Origin of the sequence: Methanomethylovorans sp. (assembly GCF_050177135.1) — an archaeon.
Classification (GTDB): domain Archaea; phylum Halobacteriota; class Methanosarcinia; order Methanosarcinales; family Methanosarcinaceae; genus Methanomethylovorans.
Genome location: NZ_JBFXHJ010000171.1, coordinates 1 through 4208, shown reverse-complemented (window position 1 = coordinate 4208; position 4208 = coordinate 1). Strand labels below are relative to the sequence as shown.

At 44.2% G+C, this 4208-nt stretch carries 4 protein-coding genes and 1 pseudogene; 2 read left to right on the top strand and 3 right to left on the bottom strand.

Translation table 11 applies throughout. The annotated features are described in order from the left end of the window. On the bottom strand, nt 1-729 hold a 729-nt coding region (locus AB7U21_RS10780; RefSeq protein ID WP_428388957.1), incomplete at its 3' end, for an FAD-binding oxidoreductase. Between the two features lie 188 nt (nt 730-917). Between AB7U21_RS10780 and pyk the strand changes: the two genes are divergently transcribed. Beyond that, nucleotides 918-2357: a pyruvate kinase gene (gene pyk / locus AB7U21_RS10775; protein WP_333786842.1), complete on the top strand. Its 1440-nt coding sequence runs from the start codon at nt 918-920 to the stop codon at nt 2355-2357. A gap of 2 nt (nt 2358-2359) precedes the next feature. Here pyk and msrA read toward each other — a convergent pair whose 3' ends face one another. Beyond that, nucleotides 2360-2833, bottom strand: coding sequence for a peptide-methionine (S)-S-oxide reductase MsrA (gene msrA / locus AB7U21_RS10770; RefSeq protein ID WP_428388955.1), 474 nt, complete (start codon nt 2831-2833; stop codon nt 2360-2362). Nucleotides 2834-3299: 466 nt separating this feature from the next. On the opposite strand from msrA, the gene AB7U21_RS10765 reads away from it, so the two are divergent. Beyond that, nucleotides 3300-4007, top strand: a complete 708-nt coding sequence (locus tag AB7U21_RS10765) for a sensor histidine kinase (protein ID WP_428388953.1) — start codon at nt 3300-3302, stop codon at nt 4005-4007. Nucleotides 4008-4014: 7 nt separating this feature from the next. Here the strand turns inward: AB7U21_RS10765 and AB7U21_RS10760 are convergent. Beyond that, nucleotides 4015-4208: pseudogene (locus tag AB7U21_RS10760) on the bottom strand (formylmethanofuran dehydrogenase); the annotation flags it as partial.

The following is a 4208-nucleotide window of genomic DNA, read 5'->3' as shown; positions in this document are numbered from 1 at the left end:
GACAAGTTCGATGGCTTTCTGCATGCTGGTGGCATCCGGGAACTTTGCAGATATAGCTGCGGTCTTTTCTAATTCCCTTACTTTTAGAGTGACCTGTGTGATGATACCTATGGTACCCATGGTGCCCACGATCTTCTGCAGCTCGCCGCCTTTGAAGTCTTTTATTTCCCCATTGGGGAGCACTACCCTGGCGCTTTCCATGGTATCCTGTGACCAGCCATACTCATAGCTGCCGTATCCCAGGCCGTTCTGCGCAAGCCATCCACCCACTGTGGCTGACATTGCGCTGGAAGGTACAGCCTGTGCTGCAAGCCCCTCCTTATTCAGCTTGGATTCCAGTTTTTCCCATACGATGCCTGCACCCACTGTTACCTTCATGTTCTCTTTATCGATGCTTATGATCTTGCGCATGGGAGTGACATCCGCAATGATGCCTCCCTTAGTGGGTATTACACCGCCGTAGCCTGAAGACGCACCTGCCCGCGGCACAATAGCTATTTCGTATTTGCGGGCAAATTCCATGAGCTTTACAGCCTGTTCCTCGTCCCTGATCTTTACTATGGCCGCAGGTTGTGTATTTCCAAGAAATGTCTTTACAACAGGCGGCAAAGACCCAACATCATGAGTGTAAAAGTGCCTTTCCTTCTTTTTGAAATTGACCCCTTCTCCGAAAATAGATGCAAGATCTCTCTTCTGTTCTTCGTTCAGTTCGTACACTGCTTTTACCATATTTTGACCCCATGTTATCTGATGAATAGTTACAGTACTGATGTTGTATGGCAGTAGTATTTAAATGAATGCAAGTACTGTTGAAAGCTTGGTATTGACAGAAGTACCGGTGCCATGATAATAAATTGTATACGTAAACCATAATAAGTATCATTGACAATGTTTAAGCATCAATGTCAGTATGTGCTATTATGCTTCCTGATCATAAAACTAAGATCGTATGTACAATTGGTCCTTCCTCTTCTTCTGAAGAAGTGCTCAGGGGATTGATACTTAAAGGTATGGATATAGCTCGCCTGAACTTTTCCCATGGTGAGCTTTGCCATCATAGGGAGCTCGTCCACAGGATACGGAAAATATCAAGCGAGATGGGTAAGATAATTGCTATTCTCGTGGACCTTCCCGGACCTAAGATACGGGTTGGCGAACTTGTTAAAGAGCCATTGCTCCTGCAGCAGGGGGAAACAGTGGTGCTCACTTCGTCTACGGAGCTTGCTGACGAGTCTTTCATACCGATAGACTATCCAAAGCTCACTGAAAGTGTTTTTCCAGGCAGTCTTATTTATATCAATGATGGGTTCTTGCAACTTGAATGTCTTGAAGTGTCCGGAAAGAATGTGAAATGCAAAGTGATCGTTGGTGGAGAGCTTACATCTCATAAAGGTGTGAATCTCCCGGGTGCCGGTGTGTTCCTGGAGCCGGTAACCGAAAAAGATCTGCTGATGATCGATTTCGCTCTGGACGAAGGGCTTGATTGTTTCAGTATATCTTTCATCGAATCAGCAGATGATGTAAAAAAGGTAAGGGAATATGCTGCCTCAAAAGGCAAGCAGGTTTTCCTGGTGGCAAAGATCGAAAGGGAGCAGGCGGTCCAGAACATCGATGGCATTCTCCTTGAAGCAGATGCCATTATGATCGCAAGGGGTGACCTGGGTGTCGAGATCCCGATAGAGGATGTTCCGATAGTCCAGAAAAAAATAATCCACAAGGCGAACCTTCTAAGCATTCCTGTGATCACCGCTACACAGATGCTGGAATCCATGACCTCCAACATACGGCCGACACGTGCTGAAGCAACGGATGTCGCCAATGCGATCGTAGACGGGACAGATGCAGTGATGTTGTCAGCTGAAACAGCCATAGGTAAATATCCACAGGATACTGTGGAAATAATGGCAAAGATAGCAAAGCAGACCGAAAAGTGGCGCAGTAAGTCCAAGACGGGCATCTACCAGATGAAGAAGGCCATGAGCAAAATGAATCTGCAGATCGATGATATCATTGCCCTGCAGATAAACGAGGCTTTACAACAATTACCTATTAAATATGTACTTGTTCCGACCGCATCAGGGGAAACCTGCAGACGCGTCTCCAGGTTCAGGCCGGATAGCTGGATCATAGGTCTGAGCAGGTATCCGAATACATGCAACAGCCTGGCCTTCCAGTATGGAGTTTATCCTATCTTCGTAGAAGGAACGGTCACTGATTGGGAACATACGGCTTTTGAAAAGCTTAAGGAATATGGTATTTATGCTCCCGGGGAACTGGTCATAATCACTCAGGGACAAACTGCCGGCCATGGGAAAAAGGGAGGAACGAACCTGCTTAAATTTATCAGGCTGGAATGACCCTAGTGGATCATACAGCCACCAATGCCTCCTTTTTCAAAATATTGCTGATGATATTCCTCTGCCCGGTAAAAAGTCGATGACGGAACTATCTCAGTGACTATGGGTCTTTTGAACTTGCCAGATTCCTGAGCTCTTTCCCTTGATACAGTTGCTGTAGTTTTTTGGTCTTGGCTGTGATAAAAGATAGCGGATCTATATTGGTTGCCAATGTCCGGTCCCTGTCTGTTTAGGGTGGTTGGATCGTGAATGTTCCAGAACACTTCAAGCAACTGTTCATAGCTTATTAACGCCGGATCGAAGAGAATGTCAACGGCTTCAGCGTGTCCGGTCCTTCCGGTACATACGTCTTCATATGTCGGATCTTCAAAATTCCCACCAGTGTACCCTACCGCTGTTGCTATTACTCCTTTTATCCTTCTGAAATTGGCTTCTACTCCCCAGAAACAACCTGCTGCGAAGGTAGCTTTTTCCATGGTCGATCATCTCCTTACATTGGTTACCCTTTTCCTATCTCTTTTTGACCTTAATTGCTATTTATATTTTTGTCACTCTTGTTAGTAGGAAATCAATTTCCTTGCAATGAAAAGTATATATTTGTGTTGTATATATTATGCCCACCTTACTTCCAGAGGGTTCATGTTTAAAAAAAGCTGTATGCTCAGATTAGTGTTTGTTTTTTTACTGGTGTCAGTTCCTTTTATGCATTTAGTTGAGGGAAACGAGACCTGTGATGTAATACAGGAGTATGGGCCTTTTTTAAGGTTATCGTCTTTTGCATCCGATCAGGGGTCAGATCAAATTTCTCTTTTGCGTACCATACACATTTATTGGGTGTGGATAGTTCACCTTTTTATTGTAATAGTTCTGCTGGCACTTTATGCAATATATGTTCACAGATATAACAAATTACTTTAAAAGGAAGTGTCAGAACGCAGGAGCATGGAACTGAAATTACAACAATATGCTGCAGAGCTAAGGCATTCCAATGAGCTGAAGGATCTTTTTACAGACATAATGCGGCATGATCTTATTAACCCTGCCGGGATAATCAATAGTTACACGGACCTTTTGCTGGAAATAGAAACAGATGTAAAGAAGCTCCAGTATCTTAAGAACATATCCAGATCGAACCAGAAGCTTATAGGGCTCATAGAGGACGCTTCCTCTTTTACGAAGCTTGATAGCGTTGAACATCTCCCGCTTGAAAAAATGGATCTGGATGTGATCATCACCAATGTCATTGAGTCCATGCAGATCCAGATCTCAGAAAAGAATGCCAGAGTATCTTTTCTTCCATCTGGCCCATATCTTGCCAATGTCAATCAGCTGGTAGAACAGGTTTTTGTTAATTTCCTATCCAATGCGCTCAAGTATGGCCCTCAGAATGAAAGGATCGACATTACCATAATGGATGCAGGTGATTCCTGGAAGGTATGTTTTGCCGATGAAGGGGAAGGTATACCTGACAAGTTCAAAGAAGCTGTCTTCGAACGTTTCAGGAGATTGGAGAAAGGTGCAATAAAAGGTTCTGGTCTTGGTCTTGCAATAGCCAAAAGAATTGTGGAACTCCATAGTGGACAACTGGGAGTGACTGACAATCCCATGGGTAAAGGAAGTGTTTTCTGGGCAACCTTCCCTAAAGCATGATCCATGCTCAGATCTTCCTCATAACTATGGATCCGTCTCTCATATGCACTGTTACGAACTTTTCTTTTTCCTTTTCAGGTTCATATTTGTTGTAGAGCATGGATTCAACACGGCCTGTTTCCATGTTTTTGCGGATAAATTCGATATCGTCCTTTTCCAGCTTTGCCTTGGCCGCCGGAGGACTTGTACTGGCCTTTTTCT